The sequence below is a fragment of the Paenibacillus sp. FSL L8-0436 genome (assembly GCF_038593025.1).
Lineage (GTDB): Bacteria > Bacillota > Bacilli > Paenibacillales > Paenibacillaceae > Paenibacillus_AQ.
In genome coordinates this window covers 3,605,193-3,628,133 of the sequence record NZ_CP151955.1, presented here as the reverse complement: position 1 = coordinate 3,628,133, position 22,941 = coordinate 3,605,193, and the positions used below count along the sequence as shown (strand labels likewise).

Sequence of the window (22,941 nt, the reverse complement as noted above, 5' to 3'; positions counted from 1 at the left end):
AAGCGCTTTCTTAATAATGTTAGAGAAACAGCCTAACTTCATTTCCAGGGTGGTCGTTTGCTGGCCTATCCCTAATGTAAACAATAGTTAAAAACAATCTTAACCTCTTGTAGATATTAACATTACTAGGGGAACTTTAGAGCGTGTACAAAGTCCTGTTATTTTCATACAAAAATATCATATGCTGTGGTATATCGCAACTATATAGACCACAATCAAGATTCTGGACAGTGAAAAGTTCTAAATCAAGAGCCCAAAAAACTCAGGAAACTGGTATTAGTTATCGGAAGATTTGAATCTTTCCATTTTATGTGCAGCTTATAGTTGGAGGGAAAAACGCTTCTCTCCGTTTGAATTACCCGAAAATCGGCAATCGCCGGAAAATAATATATACTAAACCTGAGGTGAAGATATTTTGACAGACAAAAAAATCTTAGTCCAATTTACCCTACTGACCTTTAGCATAACCTATCTAGTGTCAGGCATTTTGATTGCTCTTGGGCCGTTCGGTTATCGGGTTCACAATTGGGTGAACACATTGCCGCAATTTGCAATGAATATTCCGTTTGCCCTTTATATTTTGTCACCCCCTATTGCTTGTTATATTGTTCTGAAGAGAAACAAGAAAATAACCGGTTTTAAGGAATGGTTGAAGACAGTTTTTTACGTCAAAAACAACATTTCTCTCTATCTGTTCGTTGTTGCAGGGCTTGCCCTGTATTTTTTGATCCATCTTGCCGTTACAGGCCAGACGAAATTGGCGCTCCCCTTCTATATGATCTTCTTTTCCCTGCCGGGTAATCTCATTATCGGTGGCTTGGAGGAAGCGGGCTGGATGTACATCCTGCAACCGGGGCTCGACAAAAAATATGGCTATCTGATCTCTTCTCTTGCCTTTGGATTCATTTGGGCTTTATGGCATATCCCGCTTTTTTTCATTCCGGGGACGAATCACGGAGAGGGACTGACTAATTTCTGGATGTTTACCGTGCAACTCTTTGCGTTTCGCTTTTTCCACGGTGCCCTCTATCGGATATCCGGCAAAGGCTGGGTGTTTATGAGCGTATTCTTCCACACGTTGTTCAATGCGGCGTCTCCGCTCTTGGGCACGATGACTATGACTTGGGCGGGAACGATTGCCGCCAATGCTGCAGTTGTTCTGGTTTCCATTGGAACCGTTATGCTGAACAACCATAGAACCGGGCGAATGACGTAAGAGGCATTCAAAAGAATACAAGTTGAATAGCTTTTTAAACAAGCCAAATCCCGGTTCCGCCCTTGACTTTGACGTCGCGTTAACCTGTATCGGCCTTCTTCTCTTCCCGGTAATGCACCATGGTCCATTCTCAGCTCAACTCATCTATTATATTTACATAATAAAAGCACGTCACAGGGCAAGCCTGATAGAGTTGTTGAACTTATACAGGTATACCCGTGTTCAACATAAAACCTCCTTAAATTTTGATAGCTGGCAACTAAGGAAATATGTATTTCTGTACAATCGTTGTTAAATAATTCATTTTCTGAATGCTCTAATAATAACCTTCCGTAATTTTCACCTCTGTAGGATGGGAGGATAGCCAATCTATCAATCATTCCAATCTCTTTTTCCTGCCGGGTGCCTATGGTCCCTATTGGTTCATCATTTACAAATAAAATTTTAACTGTTGAATTGTTAATTCTGGTTATTGCCATCCTTTCTGTTTCGAACGCAACATGATTGGGATATTCTGTATCTGATACCAGAAGTAATTCGGTTCGTCTTTTAAATGATTCAGTAATAATCTTTGATATGGTTATGCCATCTTTGACGGCGGCTTTTCTTATCTCTGGTTGCTTCATGGATCTTCACCTCAATAGTGGATATTAGGAAGCTAATTCATCCATATTTACATTAGTAACTTATATTAATTAGTGATATAATTTCATCATGAAACCTAAAAACCATCCTACTGACCTTAATGTCGCCGATTTAACCCTGGTGCTCGAAAATTTGACGAGGATCCTGATTCGGTTGCCGTCCATTGAAAAGCTAAGCTTCACAACATTATCTGTCCTGCACACCTTGTCGCGCAAAAGCCCCATGCGGCTGACTGAGCTGACAGCCTCTGAGCAGGTTACGCAGTCGGCAATCACACAGCTCGTAACCCGGCTTGAACGGGACGGACTCGTTGAGCGCCGCCCGGATCCGAATGATGGCCGGGTCGTTCAAGTGCACATAACCGGACTTGGCGCAAATGTGATCGATTCACGTCGCTTGGACCGCATGGCACAGCTCTCAAAGTTCACCCAAGGACTCAGCCTGGAGGAACAACAGGCTATTGCATGCGCAATACCCGCATTGCAGCATCTGGCCGAACTGGGGAACGATTAGCAGTCTCTTGCGGGGAATAATATTTCATACGTACAGGGAGGTACTGTAATGACAAAGGCTCCATTTGCGCTTGAACCGACTCCGATCCACGTTTCGGATGAATTGCTTGCTGATCTTCAAACTCGTCTGAAGTCTATGAGATGGCCTTTAGACGCCGGTAACGATGACTGGTTTTACGGGGTAAACCGGAACTATCTTGAGGGACTCGTTGATTACTGGATTCACGAGTTTGACTGGCGCAAAGCCGAGAAAGCGATCAACGTCTATGAACATTATCAAGTAGACATTGAGGGAGTTTCTGTGCACTTTATGCGTAAACCAGGCGTAGGACCAAACCCTACACCCTTAATTTTGTCTCATGGCTGGCCCTGGACATTCTGGCACTGGTCCAAGGTTATTGATCAGCTTGCGGATCCTGGCGCCTTCGGAGGCGATCCAGCCGAAGCCTTTGACGTAATTGTCCCCTCACTTCCCGGTTTCGGATTTTCGGCGCCACTGCCGGACAACCCGGATATGAACTTTTGGAAAATTGCCGATCTCTGGCATACACTCATGACAGATATCCTCGGCTATACTAAATACGCTGCAGGAGGATGTGATGTAGGCGCTCTCGTGACGGGTCAACTGGGACATAAGTATCCAGATGAGCTCTATGCGATACACATTGGGTCAGCGCTGAAACTTAACTTCTTCAACGGGGAGCGCGCTTGGGATTACGCAGGAGGCCGCCCTATACCCGGCGATATCCCTGAAGACATCAGGAAGGGGATTCTAAATCTGGATCGCCGTTTCGCCTCACATCTCGCCGTACATGTCCTTGATCCCTCCACCCTCGCCTTTGGACTAAGCGATTCGCCCGCAGGCATGCTCGCATGGATCTTGGAACGCTGGGCAAGATGGAGTGATAATAAAGGCAACGTCGAGAATGTTTTTTCCAAGGACGACATCCTTACACACGCAACAATCTATTGGGTTAACAACGCCATCGAAACCTCAATACGCGTCTACGCCAACGCCAACCGCTATCCGTGGACACCTGCTCATGATCGCTGGCCTGTCATTGAGGCACCAACCGGTATTAGCTTCGTGGGCTACGAAAATCCGCCAGGGATCACAACCGAAAACCGCGTACAGAACTTCCTGGACAGCGATCGCGCTCCCTGGTATAACCATGTCAATATCACAGCCCATGCAGAAGGTGGACATTTTATCCCCTGGGAAATCCCGGACAAATGGACCGAGGACTTGCGCCGGACTTTCCGTGAACGCTAACTTCCCCATCTTCCGCGAACCTTCTCCGCCTCTTGGACCATTCTATTGATCAATTCGGCGACGGTTGGGATATCATGGATCATGCCGGTCACTTGACCTGCCCAACCAAACCCCTCTTCTTCACAATCCTCATAAATCCAGCGTTTGTTGGCTTCACCGCTAATATATTCTTTTAATGCTTCATATGTGGGGGTTACGCGCTCGATTTCGAGAATTTTCTCCGTGTAGGCACTTCGCAATACCCTGGCCGGTGAATGGATGGAACGTTTGATCACTGTTGTATCCGCCTCCGAACTCTCAATCAAGGCTTTTTTGTAAGAGGCGGAGGCGTCCACACATTCCTGAGTGGCGATAAAGCGTGTCCCCATTTCAATACCTTCAGCACCAAGGGCATGGGCAGCCATCCAGCCCCGGCCATCCCCAATTCCACCTGAAGCAACGACGGGAATTTGAACAGCATCAACCACTTGCGGGACAAGCACCAGGGTTCCAACATCATCACGCCCTAAGTGCCCGCCGCCTTCCTGCCCGACAACAATCACCGCAGATGCGCCTAGCTGTTCCGCCTTTTGAGCTTGTCTTCGTGAGGAAACGAGCACCAGTGTTTTAATAGCCGTGGGTTGCATCATCTCTAATATCGCTGAAGGATCTCCACCAGTGATCGTCACAGCATGGACCTGCTCATCAATAGCGGTCTGGACCCGATCCCTATAATTAATATTATGGTTGCCAATAGCAAAATTGACACCAAAGGGCTGGTTCGTCAGGGTGTGTGCACGCTCAATTTCCGAGCGCAAGGCATCTGCATCCGGGAGACTCATAGCGGTAATTTGGCCTAATCCCCCTGCATTTGAAACCGCAGCCGCAAGATCTGCATAGGCTAAATAGGCAAGTCCCCCTTGAATAATAGGATATTTTATTTGTAATAATTCAGTTACCCGTGTAGCCCATTTCATCGTTATCTCTCCTTCTACACACTTAAAATCCCCGAATTTTCAACAGCAGCAGGATCACGGTCATTAGAATAACTGCTCCCCCTGCTTGATAATCGACACGCTGGAATGTCAATTCCTTATAGGAAGTTCTCCCTTTCCCATTCCCATAAGCACGCGCATCAATGGCGTGAGTCAATTGTTCGGCACGTTGAATCACCGTTAGAAGCAAAGGCACGAGAATCGGAATATAGGCAAATATACGTTTTGGCAGCTTTAAGGTCGTAATATCATAATCTCTGGCCTTCTGGGCCAGGAGAATCCGATCAAGCTCTTGCATAATCGTTGGGATAAACCGGATCGCAATCACAATCATTAGTGAGAACTGCTCCACCGGCACATTGAGTTTGGATAAAGGGGCCAGTAATTTCTCCAGCCCATGGCTTAAGGTCAGCGGTTTTGTAGTTAACGTTAAAATAGAAGCCAGCAAGATGATTAAGACAATACGCCAAACGAAACGTAACCCGTTCAACAGTCCCTCTTCTGTCACCTCTATAAAGGACCAGGACCCAATGATATTCCCCTTCGTGGATAAGGCATTATAGAGAAAAGTAAACATCAAAATAAACAAGACCGGCTTCATGCCTCTCCAAAAGACCTGTAACGGGATTTTGGATAACCACATAATGCCGGCCAAAAAAAAGGTTGCGACAACGTAGCTGACGAACGTGTCCAGCATTAGGAAGCTCAGCATGATAATAATCATGCTCACAAGCTTTGTCCGCGGGTCCAGACGGTGAAATATGGAATGCGTCTCCAAATATTGTCCCATTAACAGGGTATTAGACATTTAGAGTCTCCTTGCCTGCCAGATGGGCAGCACTTTTGCGAATATATCCTGCTCTCTGCAGCTCGCCACTTCAATTATCTCACCGGACATTTCCTCAACTATCTTTAACAGTTGCACAGGCTCCGGCAGTGATAAACCGAGTTGCTCCAGCCATTCTGCTTGGTCCAGAAATAAAGTGCCGGTCTCATAATGCCCCATGAGTTGCCCCTCGTGAAATACCATGACTTCATCCGAGTATTCGGCAACATCATTCATTTGATGGGATACGAAGAGAACGGTGCGATTACCTTGCTGCTGCCATTTACTCAGCAGCTGAAGCAATGCGGCATGGCTTACTGGATCTAGACCTGCTGTAGGTTCATCCAGAATAAGCAGCTTCGGATCCATCATCAATACGGAAGCGATAGCCACACGGCGTTTTTGGCCCCCGCTTAGCTGAAAAGGAACCAATGGCAGGATATCTTCTGTCAGACCTACTTGCGAAAGAATGATTTCTATTGACTTCTTTATCTGCTGAGGCGTATCCCCACGCAGCTTAGGAGCAAAGGCAAGCTCCTTGTACACCGTCGATTCAAATAATTGATGCTCGGGATATTGAAATACGTAGCCTATATCAGGTAGGGCTTTTATTTGTCCTTTACGGTCCTTGGGAATGGGATGCTCATTAATCAAATACTCGCCGGCAATGTCCGGAATCAGCCCCTTCAGCACTTTGACAAATGTAGACTTGCCGGCGCCTGTATGCCCAATGACAGAGATCCACTTACCTCCTTGAATCGTGCAGCTGACATTTTGCAGAGCTACCCGATCGGCATAACTCACACTTAGATTGTTTAGCTGGTAGACCATTGTGAGCGGATCATCTCCTTCCAATCTGCCATTAGCGGCATGCCCGGATGCAGCATTCGATATACTCGAACCGCAAAAGGAAGTTCTAGTTGGTAGTCTTCAACGGGCACCGTTTCAAAAAAGGAAATCGGATCTCCATCAAATATAAGCCGCCCCTTACCCATGAGTAAAATACGCCGCGCAGCCAGCACTTCCTCCATATGATGGGTGATGTGGATAATGGTCATGCCTTGGCGGTGCAACTCCTGCATGATCGAAAGCACTTGCTCCCTCCCCTGCGGATCAAGCATGGAAGTAGCTTCGTCAAAAATAATAATCCGGGGCCGCATAGCCAGGATGGCGGCAATAGCTACCCGTTGCTTTTGACCGCCTGAGAGCTGATGGGGCATCGACTCCAAATAATCCTCCATTTGCACAGCCTGTAGGGCCTGCTCCAAACGGCTGCGTATTTCTTCCCTTGGCACACGAATGTTTTCCAATCCAAATATCACTTCATCCATCACCGTTGTAGTAATGAATTGGTCCTCCGGATTCTGGAATACAAACCCTATTTGCTCATGGATCATCCTAAGGTCTGCGGGTCTGGAGGTGTTTAGATCCTGAAAGGTTACATTCCCTTGTTTTGGAAGCAGCAATCCATCCATTAGCTTGGCAATTGTAGACTTGCCGCAGCCATTCGCCCCGACAATTGCCACGAACTCCCCCGTCTTAATCGTAAAGCTTAAATCCTCTATGACGGGCTGCCCTTTTTTATAATAAAAATGAACGTGATCGAATGTCAGCATTTAATGACTACCCTTCTGTTGCCGCCATGTTGTGAAAAATGCCTCTATGCTGGTTTCGGTAAAGGCAGGCTCCGGCTTTTGCCACTTCGTTACCTTCGAACCATTCACACCAAAGATTTCACCTGTTAACTCAATATCCGGCTGTTCCAGCAATGCGGCTGCGAAGCGGGCAATATCATCTGCTTCCCCCACCTGCCAGAACTCCGGGAACGGCTCATTGCGGCTGGCATACTTTTCCTTCATATGCTGGATGACAGGCCGGGTCATATCCGTTAAGGCAGCAGGCGCAATGGCATTCACTCTAATACCGTTGCGCTTTAGTTCGGCTGCGAGCGTCCACATCATACCAAGCACCCCAGCTTTGGCCGCACTGTAATTCACCTGCTTGATCGAACCTGTTAATCCGGCAGTGGAGGTCATCAGAAGAATGTCCCCGCCATGATTTTGCATATGAGGCAGTGCCCGGCGAATGCTATAAAAAGCTCCATTCAGATGCACATCCAGCACCGAATTCCATTCTTCATCCGTCATATGCAGACATTGCTGGTCACTCAAATTACCGGCGTTATGTATCAATACATCTATACGGCCATACTCAGCGATGACAGCATCCACCATCGCAGTGACCTCAAGCGGATCTGCGACATTGGCACAAATCCCCAGCGCCTCGCCGCCTGTCCGGTGAATCTCCTGCACAACCTCGTCGATTAGCGCTTGCTTTGTCCCGTTAACGATTACTTGATAACCGGATTGGCCAAGCTTTAAGGCGATGCTGCGCCCAATCCCTCTGGTGGCTCCTGTAATTACGGCTACTTTATCCATCACTTCATCTCTTTCACTGAAAAGGTACCTGAAGCAATCACATCACCAGATTCTAATGTGACTTTCACTTCGATATGACCGTCGTGAGGCTCAAAGTGAAACACCACATCCGTATCTACTACAAGCGGTTTATGAAATTTCATGCTATACGTTGTAATCCACTGTGCTGGATGATCGGTTAAATATAACGATTGTGCCAGCCCCATGATATACATACCATGTGCTATAGGCCGCTTATAGCCAGCCTTAACAGCAGCTTCGGCACTCAGATGAATGGCAGCCGTATCTTTAGAGACAGCACCATATTGCCGGACAGCCTCGGCAGTTATACGTTTCTTAATCTTAATCACCTGCCCGGATTAATATGGTATCTGCCGTCCCTATGAGATTACCGCCACATGTATAAACAAGCGTGTGATAATAGAAGGTCATCCATTCCTGTCTAACTTCTTTCTTATCCATCCTAGTTAAGGATAATTCACAATCCATGATCATCCCTGCGGTAATTGGTTCCTGGTAAGTGAAATGCTGCGTGCCGTGAATTAAGGGGGCATCCGTCTTCAACCAGGGAATATCGAAGAACTGCCAGAATATAATCGGCATTGTAGCAGGTGCGATCAGATCACCTTTTATCATTTGCAAGGGAGCTCCGATACTTTGTGCAAAGTCAGAAATCCACTCCGCAGTGATATGAACCTGATGCCGGACTTTATTCATTGGACCGCCTCCACCAGCGTGGCCAGACCTATCCCGCCACCAATGCCCAGTGTGGCCAGCCCCCATTTATAAGGTTTATATAACATCTCCGAGCATAACCGTGTGATTAAGATACCGCCTGAAGCACCGAAAGGATGGCCAATGGCCAGTGCTCCGCCTCCACGATTCACCTTTTCCTGCGGAATCTGAAGCTCCTGTAGTGAAGCTAATACTTGTGAGGCAAACGCTTCGTTAAACTCCACGATATCCAAATCGGCAACACTCAGGTGCTGGCGGTTAAGCACCTTTTGAACAGCTGGAACAGGCCCCATACCTAAATAATTGGGATCAACACCTGCCGCTTGGGCATCAACGACACGCAAAATAGGCTTTAGTTGAAGCTCCCGGCATTTCTCACGGGACATCATCAGAACCAGAGCCGCTCCATCATTCAGAGGACATGCATTGCCAGCCGTTACCGTACCCTGTTCCAGAAAATTTGGCGGCAGCTGCATCAGCTTTTCCAGGCTAGTATTGGCTCTGGGGCATTCATCAAGGGTAACCCATCCGCCATTCGCTTGTACAGGAACGATCTCTTGCAGAAATCGGCCGGTTTGCTGCGAATGAATGGCTTTTTGATGGCTTTTCAAAGCATAACGGTCCTGTTCTTCCCGGGAAATCGCGTATTTACGGGCGACATTCTCGGCTGCGATGCCCATATCCGGGTCGCCGTAGGCGCTTGGAGTGAAACGGGCCCGTGTATATAGCTGCGGTGCACCCGTTAGCGTTTGCGGTTTGGCCATTTTCCATGGGGCACGGCTCGTACTCTCAACTCCACCAGCCAAATAAATCTCACCAGCACCACTTTGAATCAGCCTTGCCGCAAGATTGACTGCTTCCAGACCAGAACCACACTGCCGGTCAACCGTGACACCCGGGACCGTCACTGGCAGTCCTGCTTCCAGAGCAGAAAGCCGTGCGATGTTGCCGCCTGGACCTACTACATTGCCAATGATGACATCATCAATGAATTCCTTCGGCACATTCGTTTCTGCGACAATATGCTGAATAAGCGGTGCTAATAATGCTTCCGGCTCAAGAGCACTTAGTACTCCGCCGATCCTGCCAATGGGTGTCCGTTTAGCGATCACAATTACAGCCTCTATCATATCGTCCATCTTTTCGCGTAGTCTTTCATTGCCTGCCGGGCAATTTTTCCGCTACTTGTATAAATGAACTGCTCTACCGTGATGAGCTGTTTTGGGGCTTTGTAGTTCGCGATTTGGCGGCAGCAGTAATCCTTGATTTGTTCTACAGATAATCGCGTTTGTCCGCTCCACTTCACAAGTGCTGTCACCTGTTCACCCCAATAGGCATCCTGTACTCCCAGTACCATCACTTCTTGAATTTCCGGCATCTGCTGCAGCACAGACTCTACTTCTTCCGGGAAAACATTAAGACCACCGGAGACCATCATATTTTTTGAGCGGCCAGCCAAATACAAATATCCATCCTCATCCATATACATAAAGTCTCCGATGATCAGCCATCCGTCACGAAAAACCGCTGAAGTCTCTTCCGGCAAATGATAATACCCTGTGAACATCATATCACTCCGAATATAAAGCTGCCCGATGCTCCCTGGGGTTACCTCCTGAAGATGCTCATCACGAATTGAGATCTGTACACCGGAAAAGGGTTTGCCTACTGAATTCGGCTTGTTGTCGGCATGAACATCCAGGTAACTGATATAACTGGCTTCAGATGAGCCATAAAATTCATATAGCTTCGCTGCGCCGAATATCTCCCGGCACCTATTCTTAGACATCTCTGACCATTTCCCGCCTGAGCTGATCAATGCCTGAATTTGCATCTGACCAAATTTATCCTTCTGCTGGAGCAGTGCTTCAATCATCGTCGGCACGACGAACAAAATAACATCGGGATTCTGTTTACACAACTGTAGAACCTTGCCGGCATCGAACTCTTTTACAATATGAAAGGTTGCACCGCTGTATAGGCTCTGCATTACCGCGAATAAAGACAAGGAATGAACAAAGGGGCCTGGAGCTAACATATGCTCTATGCGGTTTAGCTGGAAAGCCTCTTTGGTCGCCTCGAAGCTCTGAATCCACGACAAGTGGGTGCGCATATAACCCTTAGGTGTTCCTGTTGTGCCTGAAGTAAAGCCGATAAACAATAATTCATTCGCTTCATCCATTTCAGCTTCCGGCTTAAGAGTGAGCAACCAGCTGTCATAAGAACCTGAACCCATGTCCTGATCAGAAAAAGTTAGAAGTTGAATTGCCGTGTCCTGTAAGGCTAGAATCTTTGCCAAATGGGTCTCTGCAAAAATCATTTTCGGCTGACATTGCTGTAGAACAGCGTTCACTTGATTTATACTCCATTTGGGATCCAAAGGGATGGGAACACACCCGGCATAAATAGCTCCTAAAAACACCTCTACAAATTCAATGCGGTTCGCAGATAAAATGGCAATCTTATCATGGTGAAGGCCATTTTGCCGTATACCCTGTGCAACTGTAGTCATACGCTGTACCAATGACCCATAAGTACGGCTCTCTTCTCCATCGGTTAAGGCGATATGATCGGGCTGCTGGATTGCATAACGCAGTAAGGGTTCAATCAGATTCATCTTTTATCACTTCTCTTCGATTGGACTGACGGCTTTTAATTGTAGCGCTATAATAGCAGCTATGACCGCTTTAATACAATCCCCCGGCAAAAATGCGGTTGCTCCCACAAGTCCGGCCCAAATAGAGGTATGTGTAATCAAAGCCATAACCGGCGCACCGATCAAACTAACTAGCATCACACCAAAAACTAAGTTAATGACGATAACTTTCCATGTTTTTACATTGGACCAGACTTTTTCTGTCGAATATCCGATACAAAATGCAGCTACGGGCCAGCTTAGAATGTAACCGGCTGACGGCCCGACTAATGCAGAGAAACCTCCACGTCCGCCGGATAATAAAGGTAAACCCAGAGCGACTAACACGATAAATAAAATCAGGCTAAGACTTCCTGTCTTCTTACCTAAAAAACTTCCCGCCAGCATGACACCAAGTGTTTGTGCGGTAATGGGCACCGGGATAAACCCTAGCGGAATCGGTGGAATCATACCTAATACCCCTATTAGTGCAGCAAATAAAGCGGCAAATACCATCTCTTTTGTCTTCAACTTGCAACCTCCGTTAGTGTGATGTAAATATTAATTCCTATGAGATTTGTCATCTATATTCAAGCTAAATCATAGTTTGATATGTTAGGATTGTAAACCTTATTCATATAACTTTTGGCTGGTATTTGAATCGAATAATACAATAACAACGGATCATCTGCATTATTATCATTATAAAACTATGCAGGCTAAAAAAAGAACATCCGTAGGGCTAATGGCCTTACAGATGTTCCTTTTTTAACTGTTGCCCACCTTATAGATCGTATCGCATATCCGGTTCAGAAGGCTGGTCTCGTGGCTGACTACAATCACTCCAATTTCCCTGCTTTTACAAATGCGGAGAAAGGCGTTCCAGATTTGTGCCTGTGTAATAGCGTCCAGCATTGTGGTCATCTCGTCGGCAATAATATATTTGGTGGCAGGATTCAGGGAACGGACGATGCAGAAGCGCTGCTTCTCTCCCCCTGAGAGTTCAACCGGCCACCGGTCCATCCATTCCTTGCGGATTTCGAAAGCATCCAGAATGTCCTGAGAAGGAGTATAGGACTCCATTACAACATCGCGCATACGCCACTTGGGGTTAATCGCTTTCTCCGGGTGCTGGTAGATTAACTGGACAGGCCGAAATCCCGGCCCCTTCATGTCTATCTGATCTGACGTTACCTTCCCTTCACGCGGGGTGATATACCCGGCCAATATTCGGGACAGTGTAGTTTTTCCGCATCCGCTGTAACCTGATAACCCAAGAACCTCGCCCGGGGCTACTGACAGGTTGATCTCTTTAAAAATCCAGCGGTCTTTTTGATAATAATGACCTAAGCTTTCTCCGATCAGAGACATGACTCCGCCTCCTCTCGCTTAAATTCCAAATCAAAATCATTCTGCGGCAAGGCCCGCCATAACCTCCGGGTGTAATCGGTTTTTAATCGTTCCCCTTTGCCTTCAAAAGCCGCAACGGCGGAGATTTCCACTGTTGTTCCATCCTTGATCACGGCCACCCGGTCAGCAATTTCCAGCGCCGACATGATATCGTGAGTAATCAGCATTACTCCGGCCCCCTCTTTAGCGAATTGCTTAAGTTGCCGCAAGATTTCGGAGAGTGCCTGCGGATGAATTCCGGGGGTCGGCTCATCGGCAATGACCAGCTTCACCCCTTCTCTGACACTTGTCGCGAACAACACCCTGCGCAGCATCCCGCCCGACAATTCAAACGGAAACAGACGCCCATCACTTTTTTTCAGGTCATACCTTGCGAATAGCTCTTCTTGCTTGGCCTGTGCGGTTGCCTGATCCAGCCCGATCTGTACCTGCTTCCCGACTCGCATAAGCGGATCAAGATAATTGACGGACTGAGGAATGAATGAGATCTCCCGGCCCCGGAGCTGTTCCTTTCTCTTTTGCGTCAACTCTTCTCCTTGGTATAAGATACTTCCGCTGCTGATCGCATTGCCTGGCAAGATCCCAAGCACAGCATGTGCCAACAGGCTTTTCCCTGAACCGCTCGCTCCTACCACGGCAACAATTTCACCTTCAGCGATGTCCACATGCATGTCCACGATCGGTTGGATCATCCGTCTTTGCGTACCTTTCACATATTGTGAAAAGCCAATGGACAGGTTCTCAACCTTCAACAGCCGTTTATTCTGTACATTAGTCATTATCCATCCCTCTATTCATTGGAACTGGCAGGCTCCATCAGAATACGAAGCTGTTCGCCGATACTGTCAAAACTCTTAACCACTACGACCAGAAGCAGTCCCGGAAACACCACCAGCCACCATTTGCCGGTTGAAATATGGTTCATCGCTTCAGATAATATGATCCCAATAGCCGGAGTTTGAGGAGACAGCCCGAAACCCAGGAATGTTAATGCGGCTTCATGCAAAATCACATGCGGAAACATCAGCAGAAAGCCAATCATAATTTGGGGGAAAATAGAAGGCAGTATATGTTTTGTTGCGATATACCAAGCTGATTTCCCATAGCTTTTAGAGATTTGAATGTATTCCGCACCTTTAATTTGCAGCACTTCGGAACGGACTACCCTTGCCAGCCCTGTCCAATGCGTAAGGGATACACCGAGTACGATGCCTTGTATTCCACCACCTGCAATGAAGCAGATCAAAACCATAAACACGAGATGAGGCATACCGATAAACAAATCAATTAACCAGGAAATGACGGCATCTACTGTCTTGCCAAAGGTCGCCGCACAAATCCCCATTACAGTAGCGATGATGACACTGAGGATGGAGGCGAACGCTCCTACCGCCAGTGAGAGGCGCAGTCCTTTGAGGGTACGTGTGAACATATCTCTGCCGAGCCAGTCTGTACCGAATATATATTGAAGATTTGGGGCGAGATTCTTGCTTGCCGCACTCAATCGGAGATTGTCATTGCTCAGCCAAAAGCTGAGAATCAATATGGCCAGCAGAAAGCCGGAAGACAACGCAAGCAGCAGAATCATTTTCTTGCGTACATTCATTCCTTCAGGTATGGTCAGCATCTCAGGCCTCCCCCTTCATGCGCGGATCTACAACCTTATTCAAAATATCTGCGACCAGATTCCCCGCAAAAACAAACAAGGAGCTAATCAGAATAATGCCCACCATTAACGGGAGGTCCCCCTTTAAACCTGCAGTGGTCAAGGTGCTGCCCAACCCGGGATAAGCAAATACCTGCTCGGCCAGCATAGAGCCCCCAAAAAGTTCGCCAAAGTAGGCAAATTGCAGGGAAATCGCGGGAATGATCGAATTTCGAACACCATGATTTTTAAATATCTGCCACTTGCCTTCCCCTCTTGCTCTGGCAAAAATGACATACTCTGTGTTTAGAATATCAATCATTTTCTCGCGGGTGTGCATCGCTACATTGGCGACTCCCAGAATGCTCAATGTCAGAGCAGGCAGCACAAAGTGATGAATCCGGTCGATGAACCGCACATCACTTTCCATCACCCCGGCCGGCATGGCCAAGCCCACAGGAAACCATTTAAGCCAGACAGCAAATACGATTAATAGAATGAGGCCCATCCAGAAGATTGGAGTGGATACCAGCGTATAGCTGTACCATTTAATGAGCTTGTCCATCCATTTGCCCCGGTTCATTGCGGCAGTCATTCCTAGTACATATCCGATGACTCCCGATAAAATCCATGCTGTCCCCATTAAAGCAAGTGATGTTAAAAACCGGCTTTGGATAATGTCGATGACCGGGCTGCGATACAGCTTTGAAATCCCAAAGTTGCCTTGCAGCAATGCTTTTGCCCAGGCAAGGTATTGTTCCACCGGGCTTTTGTCTACACCCCAATATTGTTTGATTTTTTCAATTTGCTCTGGCGACGCTGAGCTGTCCCCACCGATATAGGCATTGACCGGGTCCATTGGAGACAGATGAATAAGTGAAAAGGTCAGAATGGATAATCCGATCAGCAGGGTTACAACGCGAATCAGGCGAATAACGATGCTTTTGGCCACAATAATTCCCCTTCCTACTTACCCCATGTCCATTCGGTTACATTGCCGAATAATGCCCACTCATGACCGTGCGAGTGAATCGGCTGTTTGCCAAGATCCAGCTTCTCATTGGCCAAGTACAAGTGGTCAACGCGCACCAGCCAAACGATCGGAGCATCTCCGATGCCGCCGAAGCCCGTTTCTCCATCCCATTGGGCAAGCTTCCAGTATTTATTGGCCTCTTCGAGTGAGGAAGACGTGAGCGCCTGATGCAGGTACTCATCCACCTTGGGATTGTGGTAATTAGACATATTGCCGATACCCTTGTCTATTTGGTCTGAGGCATTCATCGTATACAGCTGGTAAGGGTGATGCCTTCCTCCTCCCCATGCCACTGCTGCTGTCTTGCCTTTAAGATAAATCTCATCCCATGTAACCCCGATGAGGTTGATCTTGATGCCGAAAGCACTCGCTTGATCTGCAGCAGCCAGGGATAGGTCACTGCGAAGCTGGTCACTGGAGCTGAAATACATGTCAAACTCAGCCTTGCGGCCGTCTTTTTCCACAATGCCGTCCTTGTTCGTATCTACCCAGCCGCCATCGGCGAGTATTTTGGTTGCCGCTTCGATGTTCCCGTCCTCGATCACGGTTTTTTCGTTGAACCATGGTAAACCATCGGCGAGCGAAAATGCTTTTTTACCATGTCCATCAAGTGCCACATCCAGCAGCTTCTGGCGATCCAGTCCAACATTAAGGGCCTGACGGATAGCGAGATCTGACGTCACATCATTACCTGTTTCCACTTCCTTGCCATTGGTCATGCCTTTACCGCCGCTAGGGACTGCAGGCAGCATGATCCCGCGGGAATCAATACTCTCATAGCTACGTAGGGTCATTCCATCTACCTTTTGCTCTGCGAAAGTCGGCGGAACGTAGACAATGTCAGCTTCCCCAGCTTTTGCGGCGGCAAGGGCGGCATCTTCTTCAAGAAGCAGGAAGGTCAACTTTTTGAACTGCGGCTCTTTGCCGTACCAATACGGGTTGTATTCCATGATAACTTGCTGTCCTTCATTGTATTGAACCACCTTATAGGGGCCGGAACCGACCGGGTTCTCGGAATAATGTTCATCATAATGTGCCTTAGGCACGATTCCGATCTCTGTAAGCTGGCTTACAAAGGTGGAGCGCGGTTCATTAAGCGTAATAGCGATCGTGTTGTTCTCTAATACATCAATCGACTTAACGAAAGACAAATCGAATTTAATGCCGTCCTCCTTGAGCATTTCGTATGTATACTTGACATCTTCCGGAGTAACCTGCTCCCCGTTGGAGAATTTGGCTTCCTCGCGAAGCGGGAAGGTCCATGTTAGTGCATCCTCGCTGATCGTATAGGATTTTGCAAGATCCCCAATAAAGTTGAGATCAGAGTCGATAGCCAGCAGTGAGCTATGGGTCAGACGGATTTGGGTCATCCCCCAGCCTTTCTTGGGGTCAAATTGTCCGCCGTCCATGATACCAACGGCCAGTACTAAATCGTCTTTTACTTTGCTGGTGTTTTGTGCGCCGGGTGAAGGGTCAGATTGCTTGGAACCCGTTGAACAGCCGGCCAGCAATAAGAGCACTGAAAACACCAAGGCTGCATAAGAAAAAGCTCGCTTGTTTGTTAGTTTCTTTTGATTTTCTTTCATTTGATACCTCCATAGAATGATAATTCGCAATGATAAGATTTCTGGCAGAACCCCTATGCCGAAAGTTTTATATACTCCTTTCCAAGCGGTTAGAATTGGATTGTGGTTTTAATAGTAATTATTACTATTAATATTGAGTTTAATTGTAATAATTACTATTAAGTCTGTCAATCTTTACTTTTTTTTTCATAATGAACGGAATAACAGCTGATGGAGCATGCAGAACGACAAAAAACCGGCAACCCGTATGGGTGCCGGTAATGCATGATCCTATTTGCCCGTTCCGGGCAGGTTCAGCCGCAGTTCAGCGGTTCCTGTTAACCATATAATTCAATAAATGCTTCAGAAAAGCAATATTCCGGGGCAGCTCGCTCAATGCTTCCGAGGCCAGACAGTAGTGTTCCCACAGCTCTTTCCGGGCGTTCTCCAGCCCAAGAATGGATACGAAAGTCGAAGTGTTATTTCCGGCATCCTGGCCAACGGGTTTGCCGAGCAATAGCCGGTCACCCTCCTGGTCGAGTAAATCATCTTTAATCTGGAAGGCGATCCCCGCATGATAAGCGAATTTCTTCAGCGCCGCAATTTCCGCCTCCTTCACCTGAGCCAGCATAGCTGGCATGACCAGCGCCGCCTCGAAGGCAATTCCGGTCTTGTAAAAGCAGATCTCATTCAATTGCTCCAGAGTCAAATCTTCGCCTTTGGAATGCAGATCCATCGCCTGCCCCATGCACATATCCCCCGTCTTTTGTGCTGAATACTGCATCAGGGCAAGCACGGTTTTCGGATCGAAATGACGGAGAGATGCTTGTTCCTCTGTAGCCTTCTGGATCAGGAACAGGCCGGTTAATTCGGCAGTCGCAGCATCATGCACCTGATGCAGGGTTTCACGCCCTCTGCGGGTTGACGCATTATCCTGGGATGGCAGATCATCGAAGATCAAGGAAGCGGTATGCATATATTCTAAGGATCTGAGCAGCGGCACAATCTCCGCTGGCTCCAGTCCATATTCTTTTACGCCCATAACCCACGTTAAGACTGGACGTATTCGTTTCCCATCTCCTTCGAGACTGTAATTAGCAGCATCTATAAGCAGTTCCTTCATCGGTGGCATTCCCTCAGGCTTTGGGATTAAGAGCTGGCTATTGATCACTCCGCGTACCGTTTTGATCGTATCGTGAAACTCTTCCTTTTCCTTCCGGTTGTTACGAAGTGTATTAAGCAGCTGGTCCCGAAGCAATTTGTCGAAGAAATCGACATCCTCTGCTTTGTGAACCATCCGGTCTACCAGGCGTTTGAATTCCGGGTTGCCAGACGCAAATATCTCCATGATTTCGTTGTATTTATCCCTGCCTAAACGTTCTCTGGAACGTTTCAGACCGTTAACGACCCGGTCCAGAATTACCTCGCAAGTTTTGGGATCAGAATGAAACACATTATGGAGCAGATGGGAAATGACCGTCCAGTACATTTCAAAGGGATTGATCAAATCGTTGCGCTGCTGGCGGTATTTTAAATAATAGGTATACGGGGTAACCGCGCCTTCCAGCATATCGTCGGACATGTCGGCAAAATCATCCGCCAGTTGATTGTATAAGCCATAATAGAAAGTTCGATGATCAAAACCGTCATCTAGCGGCGCACTGATTACAGAGCGGACAATCAAGCGGGAGGAAGATGATTTCAGGATCACAGGAATATAGAGCTCCTCATTGGTATAACCATCATGGGACAGATTTTTTGCCCGGTCTATTTCCTGAGAGTGAAAAAACACATAGGAACGCTCAAAAAACGATTTCTGCGTCTCCATCCGCTGATGGTTCTTAATGTACTCAAAGGCTTCCCGCAGCTCCGAATGTACGTACTCCATCAGCGGAATCTTTTCCCCGTCCCACTCACCCAGCTCCGGGACAATTCCGCTGAGAAGCGCTTGACGGATCAACCGGGAATACTGTTCTTTCTCAGGAACGGTTAGGACCGCGGAATCTAAAAGATCGTCAATGAAAGGATAGGTAAGTCCATAGGAATACCCCAGCCGGATGGCTTCTTCAAGTCTTAAGGCACGTTCTGCAGGGACAAGGTTTTCTTCCATCTCTTCCATCACATGCATGACAACCCCGATAATAATCTTAATCAGCTTACGCTGGGCTTGCTCGGGATTCATTTCCTCCGGCAGATTGGCGGAGACGGTTTTGAGTTTAGTAATCACCCAGATCGTGGCTGTTTCTACCCCTTCTTTCTGGGCCCAGCGGTACAGCTTTGCCAAATTCAGCATGTCCGGCTGTGTTTCCCCGCCTGCTGCGGCTGAGGGTATCAACTGATCTTTGATATCGGCAACCATCCGTTGGATTCTGGTTTGAGTGTCCGGAGAATCCAGCGCTTTGCCCAGATCCCTCATGTAGATATAGGAAATGCTCCGGTCAAGATAATCATTTAATTTCCCTGTATAATTCAGCCATTGAATATACCGGTGGTAATCCGCAGGTCCGGGGTTCCTTTGGTTTCGCGAAAAAAAGGACAGCCATGAATGATGATGAATATGGCTCTTCTTCCACAAATGGAAGTCTGCAGTTAAGGCAGGCACATAACTCCTATTCTTGACCTGTGTAAAAAGTGATGCAAAATATTGAGCAGCTTTCTGCTCAGCCAGCTTATACGCTGTATCGGCATGCAGTGTAAATTCATTCATAAGATGGATTACCTCAACTTCTTTTAGTTTGGACCTTCAATCCCTGCAGCTTCGTCGGATCATAGTTATATCATATACGCGAAAGAAATCATTGGGTTACGAGTAACGGGTTATTTCGGGTGAGCCGAAAAAGTCTGCAGTGACCGGTCCTAAGAAATTCAGGTAATGGATTACAGTTGAATGATTTTTGTAGCAATATTGTTGCAAAATTCACTGTCATGCTCGACAAAAAGAATAGTTGGTGTGTATTCCAGCAGCAGCTCTTCAATCTGCATCCGGGAAATAATATCAATAAAATTAAGCGGCTCATCCCAAATATGCAAATGGACCTTCTCACTAAGGCTTTTCGCAATAAGCACTTTCTTCTTTTGCCCGCCGCTAAACGCAGATATATCCTTTTCAAACTGTACTCTGGAGAAATCAAGTTTTCTTAAAATCGATTTAAACAGGCTTTCATCAATCCCGCTGCTTCTGGCGTAGTCCGTCAAATTGCCCTGTAAATGCGAGGTGTCCTGTGATACGTAAGATACCGTAAGCTGACTGTCCTTCCTGAGTGTGCCTGTGTAGTCTAGCTCCTCGCCGCAAATCAGCTTGATAATGCTCGATTTACCGGAGCCGTTTATACCGGAAAGCGCAATTCGCTCACCCTGCTCAATCGAAAAGCTGATATCTGCGCAGACGATCTTCTCCCCGTATTGAATCGAGACATGTTCAAGCTCAACCAGCTCGTTTTTATGATAATCAAGCTGTGAAATCTCCAGGCTGTCGGAATTTTCAATATTTTTCAGCAGTTTAGACTTTTCAGCAATGGCAGATTGCTGTCTTTGCTCAATGGCTTTAGAGCGTTTCATCATTTTAGCAGCCTTGTGGCCAACATAACCTTTATCCAACTTGGAACCGGAATTCCGTGTTCCATTTTTGCTTTTCTCCACCTCATGCGACCAGTTACCCGTTCGTTTAGAAGAATCCGACAAGCGCTTGATGTCTCTTCTTAGTTTTTCATTCTCTGCCAGTTCAAAATGATCTTGCCGCCTTTTATTTTCCCACCAAGCGGAGAAATCCCCCTTTTGAATTTCTATGTTGGTTTTATTGATTGACAGGATGTGGTCTACACAATTATCCAGAAAGGATCTGTCGTGGGAGACCAGGATAAAACCGCTTTTGGTATTCAGATAAGCACTGACCAGTTTTCTTGCATTCAGATCCAAATGATTGGTAGGCTCGTCAATGAGCAAAAAGCTGTTTTCCTTAATAAATAATGCAGCAAGCAGCACCTTCGTCTGCTCACCGTTGGACAAAGAATCAAAGGGCCGGTATAGAACATCCTCGGACACTTTTAGTAAAGAAAGCTCCCGCATCAGCTTCCAGTGAATATAATCCGGGTAGATGTCGCTGATTACATCAAGGGTATTATTTTCCTTATTCTCGACAGGGAACGGGAAATAGTCGAAATCGACCTTAGCCGAAATCGTTCCGCTGTATTCATATTTACCAAGCAACAAGCTTAAGAAGGTCGTTTTCCCTCTCCCGTTTCTTCCCGTACATCCTAATTTCCAATCGGTATCAATTTGAAAACTTACGTTCTCAAATATATTATCGTAGCTGCCTTCATAGGCAAACGTCAGGTTCGCAACATTGATTAATGACATAAATATTCCTCCTGTATATAAAAAAATAAGAGCTACAAGAAAGTTACTTTCTTGTAGCTCAAATAAATACAGCAAATCCAGCCCCAAAACGGAGTTAGACAAGGATATTCGTCTGAGTGAAAAGAAATGCGTAACTTTCTTGCGTATAAAGAATAAAACACATGCGAAATAAAATCGCATTTGTCGTTTTATTGTTTAAAAGATTCGCAAGAAAATTCCTACATTATCCTTTTCAACTCCAGTCATTAAAGTAACAGAATTTTACCATACCTTTTTTTAAATTTCAACCCAAGCATGGTTTTGATCAGCAAATCTACTGATTGGTATGGTTTTCTCCGCTGGCTTTTGTTTTTCGTTTGCGCAGACCCTTGACGGAGGCTAGGGTAGTCCCTTCTGGGATAGGGATCAGATGACTTTTCGATACGCCGATCTGCTGGGATGTATAAATACCGGTATGTCCTGAGAATAAAAAACTGACCACACAAGCAATAAACATATACACCGCCCCGGTGGAACCAAATAATTCAATACCCATTATGAAACAGGCAATAGGTGTATTAGTGGCTCCGCAGAATACCGCAATAAAGCCCAGTGAGGCCAGGAAAGGAGCATATAAATGAAGTACACCAGCCAGGCTGTTTCCGAGTGTCGCCCCTATAGCGAATAAAGGAGTAACTTCACCGCCCTGGTAGCCTGTGCCTAAAGTAAGTGCAGTGAAAATGAGCTTCCACAGGAACGCAAAAGGCGGCATTTCGGTCTCAAAGGACCCGCTTATGAGTGGAATACCAAGTCCCAAGTAATCCCTGGAACCTACGACATAAACTAAGGCAATAATAATGAGCCCGCCTACCGCACTCTTTAGCATCGGGTTTTTAAAGATGTAGGTGAACGTTCGCTTTAAAAAGTGGGTCAGCTCGCTGAACAACATACTGACTAAACCAAACACTATCGCAGCAGCAATCACTTTTAACAGCACAACAAGATCCAGAGCCGGAAATACATCCACCTGATAATGAATATGATGCACCTTCCATAAGCGGGTCGTCACCAGATCGCCCACAAAACTGGCTGTGAAACAGGGCAGCAGCGCTTTATGGCTGATGAGTCCAATCGCAATCACCTCCAGCCCAAAAATGGTCCCGGCCAGAGGTGTCCCGAAGATTGAGCCGAAACCACCACTTATCCCGCACATCAGCAATATTTTCCGGTCCAGCGCATTGATCTTAAGAAGTCTCCCGAATCCTTCTGCCAAGCTACCTCCCATTTGTACTGCAGTTCCTTCCCGCCCGGCTGAACCACCGAAGAGATGAGTAATAAGCGTGCCAAACAGCACCAAAGGAGCCATCCGCAAGGGAATTGTTTCATTACCCTCCCGGATTTGCTCCAAAATCAGATTATTTCCCTTGGCACTGTTTTTGCCGTAGCGCATGTATAGCAAACTTACCAGCGCGCCTCCCGCCGGAAGCAGAAAGAGCAGCCATCCATGATTCAGCCGAACCTCAGTAACATAATCCAGACTCTTGAGGAAAAAAGCCGAGGCCGTTCCGGACAATACGCCTACTATGCCGCCCAGGACAACCCATTTCAGAAAAGTGCTCCACAGCGCCAGATGGCTGCTTTTTTCCGTAAGCACCGCCCATTTCGCATACATGTTCTTCATTTGCTGTATTCCCCGCTT

The 22,941-nt window shown here is 46.9% G+C and carries 22 protein-coding genes; 3 read left to right on the top strand and 19 right to left on the bottom strand.

The window, feature by feature from the left end:
• Positions 1–415: 415 nt before the first annotated feature.
• Positions 416–1,216, top strand: coding sequence for a CPBP family intramembrane glutamic endopeptidase (locus NSS79_RS16720; protein ID WP_342440229.1), 801 nt, complete (start codon positions 416–418; stop codon positions 1,214–1,216).
• A 140-nt stretch (positions 1,217–1,356) separates the two neighbouring features.
• On the opposite strand, the gene NSS79_RS16715 is transcribed toward NSS79_RS16720, so the two are convergent.
• Positions 1,357–1,842 carry a GNAT family N-acetyltransferase gene (locus tag NSS79_RS16715; protein WP_342440228.1) on the bottom strand — a complete coding sequence of 162 codons (486 nt, stop codon included), beginning with the start codon at positions 1,840–1,842 and terminating at the stop codon, positions 1,357–1,359.
• Between the two features lie 172 nt (positions 1,843–2,014).
• Here NSS79_RS16715 and NSS79_RS16710 point away from each other — a divergent pair, with 172 nt between their 5' ends.
• Together NSS79_RS16710 and NSS79_RS16705 are read left to right on the top strand one after the other, a co-directional pair.
• Positions 2,015–2,374 carry a MarR family transcriptional regulator gene (locus NSS79_RS16710; protein WP_342440227.1) on the top strand — a complete coding sequence of 120 codons (360 nt, stop codon included), beginning with the start codon at positions 2,015–2,017 and terminating at the stop codon, positions 2,372–2,374.
• Positions 2,375–2,422: 48 nt separating this feature from the next.
• Entirely contained in the window at positions 2,423–3,646 is a 1,224-nt protein-coding gene (locus tag NSS79_RS16705) for an epoxide hydrolase (RefSeq protein WP_342440226.1), read from the top strand.
• Here the strand turns inward: NSS79_RS16705 and NSS79_RS16700 are convergent.
• The 18 genes from NSS79_RS16700 to NSS79_RS16615 all read right to left on the bottom strand — a co-directional run bounded on the left by NSS79_RS16700 (position 3,643) and on the right by NSS79_RS16615 (position 22,914).
• A complete protein-coding gene (locus NSS79_RS16700) occupies positions 3,643–4,602 on the bottom strand; it encodes a nitronate monooxygenase family protein (protein ID WP_342440225.1) in 960 nt (319 codons plus the stop codon). The two genes, NSS79_RS16705 and NSS79_RS16700, sit on opposite strands and share 4 nt — an antisense overlap.
• A gap of 22 nt (positions 4,603–4,624) precedes the next feature.
• On the bottom strand, positions 4,625–5,428 hold the full coding sequence (locus NSS79_RS16695) for an energy-coupling factor transporter transmembrane component T (RefSeq protein ID WP_342440224.1): 804 nt from the start codon (positions 5,426–5,428) through the stop codon (positions 4,625–4,627).
• A complete protein-coding gene (locus NSS79_RS16690) occupies positions 5,429–6,277 on the bottom strand; it encodes an ATP-binding cassette domain-containing protein (protein ID WP_342440223.1) in 849 nt (282 codons plus the stop codon). It abuts the gene before it with no gap.
• Complete coding sequence (locus NSS79_RS16685) at positions 6,262–7,062, bottom strand: energy-coupling factor transporter ATPase (protein WP_342440222.1); 801 nt, start codon at positions 7,060–7,062, stop codon at positions 6,262–6,264. Before NSS79_RS16685 ends, NSS79_RS16690 begins: the two co-directional genes overlap by 16 nt.
• Entirely contained in the window at positions 7,063–7,884 is an 822-nt protein-coding gene (locus NSS79_RS16680) for an SDR family NAD(P)-dependent oxidoreductase (RefSeq protein WP_342440221.1), read from the bottom strand. It abuts the gene before it with no gap.
• Complete coding sequence (locus NSS79_RS16675; RefSeq protein WP_342440220.1) at positions 7,884–8,234, bottom strand: MaoC family dehydratase; 351 nt, start codon at positions 8,232–8,234, stop codon at positions 7,884–7,886. The genes NSS79_RS16680 and NSS79_RS16675 overlap by 1 nt, the downstream gene beginning before the upstream one ends.
• A complete protein-coding gene (locus tag NSS79_RS16670) occupies positions 8,227–8,601 on the bottom strand; it encodes a hypothetical protein (protein ID WP_342440219.1) in 375 nt (124 codons plus the stop codon). Before NSS79_RS16670 ends, NSS79_RS16675 begins: the two co-directional genes overlap by 8 nt.
• Positions 8,598–9,749 (bottom strand): thiolase family protein, encoded by a 1,152-nt coding sequence (locus tag NSS79_RS16665; protein WP_342440218.1) that lies wholly within the window; start codon positions 9,747–9,749, stop codon positions 8,598–8,600. The genes NSS79_RS16670 and NSS79_RS16665 overlap by 4 nt, the downstream gene beginning before the upstream one ends.
• Entirely contained in the window at positions 9,746–11,236 is a 1,491-nt protein-coding gene (locus NSS79_RS16660) for an AMP-binding protein (RefSeq protein WP_342440217.1), read from the bottom strand. The genes NSS79_RS16665 and NSS79_RS16660 overlap by 4 nt, the downstream gene beginning before the upstream one ends.
• 6 nt (positions 11,237–11,242) lie before the next feature.
• Positions 11,243–11,785, bottom strand: a complete 543-nt coding sequence (locus NSS79_RS16655; protein ID WP_342440216.1) for a biotin transporter BioY — start codon at positions 11,783–11,785, stop codon at positions 11,243–11,245.
• A gap of 237 nt (positions 11,786–12,022) precedes the next feature.
• The gene (locus tag NSS79_RS16650; RefSeq protein ID WP_342440215.1) at positions 12,023–12,625 is read right to left on the bottom strand and encodes an ATP-binding cassette domain-containing protein; all 603 of its coding nucleotides are present in this window, start codon (positions 12,623–12,625) and stop codon (positions 12,023–12,025) included.
• Complete coding sequence (locus NSS79_RS16645) at positions 12,616–13,443, bottom strand: ABC transporter ATP-binding protein (protein WP_342440214.1); 828 nt, start codon at positions 13,441–13,443, stop codon at positions 12,616–12,618. Before NSS79_RS16645 ends, NSS79_RS16650 begins: the two co-directional genes overlap by 10 nt.
• Before the next feature lie 11 nt (positions 13,444–13,454).
• Positions 13,455–14,291, bottom strand: coding sequence for an ABC transporter permease (locus NSS79_RS16640; protein ID WP_038591770.1), 837 nt, complete (start codon positions 14,289–14,291; stop codon positions 13,455–13,457).
• 1 nt (position 14,292) lies between these two features.
• Positions 14,293–15,261: an ABC transporter permease gene (locus NSS79_RS16635; protein WP_342440213.1), complete on the bottom strand. Its 969-nt coding sequence runs from the start codon at positions 15,259–15,261 to the stop codon at positions 14,293–14,295.
• Positions 15,262–15,275: 14 nt separating this feature from the next.
• On the bottom strand, positions 15,276–16,928 hold the full coding sequence (locus NSS79_RS16630) for an ABC transporter substrate-binding protein (RefSeq protein ID WP_342440212.1): 1,653 nt from the start codon (positions 16,926–16,928) through the stop codon (positions 15,276–15,278).
• 304 nt (positions 16,929–17,232) lie between these two features.
• A complete protein-coding gene (locus tag NSS79_RS16625; RefSeq protein WP_342440211.1) occupies positions 17,233–19,614 on the bottom strand; it encodes a polyprenyl synthetase family protein in 2,382 nt (793 codons plus the stop codon).
• A gap of 170 nt (positions 19,615–19,784) precedes the next feature.
• Entirely contained in the window at positions 19,785–21,263 is a 1,479-nt protein-coding gene (locus NSS79_RS16620; protein WP_340898366.1) for an Lsa family ABC-F type ribosomal protection protein, read from the bottom strand.
• A gap of 313 nt (positions 21,264–21,576) precedes the next feature.
• Positions 21,577–22,914 carry a voltage-gated chloride channel family protein gene (locus NSS79_RS16615; protein ID WP_342440389.1) on the bottom strand — a complete coding sequence of 446 codons (1,338 nt, stop codon included), beginning with the start codon at positions 22,912–22,914 and terminating at the stop codon, positions 21,577–21,579.
• Positions 22,915–22,941: the final 27 nt, after the last annotated feature.

What these genes read in the sequence shown, in the direction of transcription:
- NSS79_RS16715 (WP_342440228.1), bottom strand. Translation starts at nt 1,842, where the DNA reads ATGAAGCAACCAGAGATAAGAAAAGCCGCCGTCAAAGATGGCATAACC.
- NSS79_RS16705 (WP_342440226.1), top strand. Translation starts at nt 2,423, where the DNA reads ATGACAAAGGCTCCATTTGCGCTTGAACCGACTCCGATCCACGTTTCG.
- NSS79_RS16700 (WP_342440225.1), bottom strand. Translation starts at nt 4,602, where the DNA reads ATGAAATGGGCTACACGGGTAACTGAATTATTACAAATAAAATATCCT.
- NSS79_RS16695 (WP_342440224.1), bottom strand. Translation starts at nt 5,428, where the DNA reads ATGTCTAATACCCTGTTAATGGGACAATATTTGGAGACGCATTCCATA.
- NSS79_RS16690 (WP_342440223.1), bottom strand. Translation starts at nt 6,277, where the DNA reads ATGGTCTACCAGCTAAACAATCTAAGTGTGAGTTATGCCGATCGGGTA.
- NSS79_RS16685 (WP_342440222.1), bottom strand. Translation starts at nt 7,062, where the DNA reads ATGCTGACATTCGATCACGTTCATTTTTATTATAAAAAAGGGCAGCCC.
- NSS79_RS16680 (WP_342440221.1), bottom strand. Translation starts at nt 7,884, where the DNA reads ATGGATAAAGTAGCCGTAATTACAGGAGCCACCAGAGGGATTGGGCGC.
- NSS79_RS16670 (WP_342440219.1), bottom strand. Translation starts at nt 8,601, where the DNA reads ATGAATAAAGTCCGGCATCAGGTTCATATCACTGCGGAGTGGATTTCT.
- NSS79_RS16665 (WP_342440218.1), bottom strand. Translation starts at nt 9,749, where the DNA reads ATGATAGAGGCTGTAATTGTGATCGCTAAACGGACACCCATTGGCAGG.
- NSS79_RS16660 (WP_342440217.1), bottom strand. Translation starts at nt 11,236, where the DNA reads ATGAATCTGATTGAACCCTTACTGCGTTATGCAATCCAGCAGCCCGAT.
- NSS79_RS16650 (WP_342440215.1), bottom strand. Translation starts at nt 12,625, where the DNA reads ATGTCTCTGATCGGAGAAAGCTTAGGTCATTATTATCAAAAAGACCGC.
- NSS79_RS16645 (WP_342440214.1), bottom strand. Translation starts at nt 13,443, where the DNA reads ATGACTAATGTACAGAATAAACGGCTGTTGAAGGTTGAGAACCTGTCC.
- NSS79_RS16640 (WP_038591770.1), bottom strand. Translation starts at nt 14,291, where the DNA reads ATGCTGACCATACCTGAAGGAATGAATGTACGCAAGAAAATGATTCTG.
- NSS79_RS16630 (WP_342440212.1), bottom strand. Translation starts at nt 16,928, where the DNA reads ATGAAAGAAAATCAAAAGAAACTAACAAACAAGCGAGCTTTTTCTTAT.
- NSS79_RS16625 (WP_342440211.1), bottom strand. Translation starts at nt 19,614, where the DNA reads ATGAATGAATTTACACTGCATGCCGATACAGCGTATAAGCTGGCTGAG.
- NSS79_RS16620 (WP_340898366.1), bottom strand. Translation starts at nt 21,263, where the DNA reads ATGTCATTAATCAATGTTGCGAACCTGACGTTTGCCTATGAAGGCAGC.
- NSS79_RS16615 (WP_342440389.1), bottom strand. Translation starts at nt 22,914, where the DNA reads ATGTATGCGAAATGGGCGGTGCTTACGGAAAAAAGCAGCCATCTGGCG.